Origin of the sequence: Micromonospora sp. SL1-18, assembly GCF_047921505.1 — a bacterium.
Classification (GTDB): domain Bacteria; phylum Actinomycetota; class Actinomycetes; order Mycobacteriales; family Micromonosporaceae; genus Micromonospora.
In genome coordinates this window covers 1-1,327 of record NZ_JBLROA010000175.1, presented here as the reverse complement: position 1 = coordinate 1,327, position 1,327 = coordinate 1, and the positions used below count along the sequence as shown (strand labels likewise).

Sequence of the window (1,327 nt, the reverse complement as noted above, 5' to 3'; positions counted from 1 at the left end):
GTCGCTGATCGGGCGGATGATGCAGGCGTTGATGAGGCGGCGGACTTCGTTGACCGTGAGCTTGATTAGCCCGGCGTCAGCCGGGTCGTGGTGGGCGGCGTCGGCGGCGCAGATCGCCAGGACGGCGAGGGCGGCCAGGGCGAGGGTGGTGAACCGGTGCCAGGAGTCCCAGCGGCGGACCTGGTGCTGGTCCAGGCCGACCTGGCTCTTGGCGGCCTGGAAGGCTTCCTCTACGGTCCAGCGGATCCCGGCGACCCGCACGAGTTGGGCGAAGGTGGCCGGTTTCGGGGTCCAGCAGCGGTAGAAGGCCAGCTCGCCGGTGGTGGTGTTGCGGCGGATCAAGAGGCTGTGCCGGCCGCCGTCGTCGGGGTCAGTGTCGGTGCACACGTCATCCAGCCAGGCCCAGGCGTAGTAGCGGGGGCCCTTGGATCCGGCGCCGGCTGAGCGGCGCTGCCACGCCGAGTCCGGTAGTTCGGCGGCTACCCGGTCGGCGCGAACGCGGGTCTTGCCGCCGTCGATCGGGATCAGATGGCTGCAGGACACCGCGAGGACGTAGCCGAGCCCGTGTTCGCGCAGGCCAGCGCGGAACGCGGCGCTGTTGCCGTATGCCTCGTCCGCGGCGGCCCATCCCGCCGGCACGCCAGCGTCGAGGGCGGCGGTGATCATGTCCGCGGCCAGGTCCGGCTTGGTGGCGAATTCGATCTCGTCGGGCACGCCGGCGGCCTGGCACCGCTGGCGGTCGTCGGTCCACGACGCCGGCAGATACACGCGCCGGTCGATCAGGGTGTGCCCGTCGGAGCCGGCGTAGCCCAGGAACACCCCGACCTGGCTGTTCTCGATCCGCCCGGCGGTGCCGGTGTACTGGCGCTGCACCCCTACCGTGTGGGTGCCCTTCTTCAGGTCACCGGTCTCGTCGACCACCAGGACCGCGTCCGGGGCGCCGAACCGGTCGGCGATCAGTTGCCGCAGGTCGTCGCGGACGGCGTCGGCGTCCCACACCGCCCGATACAACAACCTTTGCATCGCATCCGGCCGAGCGTGTCCGGCCTGCTCCGCCAGCTGCCAGCACGTCTTCACCTCAAGATCGGCCAGCAGCCCCGTCACGAACGCCGCCGCCGCACGACGCGGCTCCACCCGCCCGAACCGGCCCGCGAAGCACCCGAGCACCCCGGCCAGCACACGTTCCCATCGAACAACGGCTACGCTGTGGCACGCGGCCACCGCAAGATCTGAAGTTATGTCCACAACGTACAGACGATCACGCGGTGGCCGCCCCGCGTCCAGCCCCTCTGAGCAGCGACATCTCAAACGGCGGCTGCCGTACTAG

The 1,327-nt window shown here is 70.6% G+C and carries 1 protein-coding gene; it reads right to left on the bottom strand.

Going from position 1 to position 1,327, the window contains the following annotated elements:
* Nucleotides 1-1,179, bottom strand: a 1,179-nt coding sequence (locus ACNAW0_RS30370; protein ID WP_416291478.1) for an IS701 family transposase, incomplete at its 3' end; no start/stop codon positions are given.
* Between the last annotated feature and the right edge of the window lie 148 nt (nucleotides 1,180-1,327).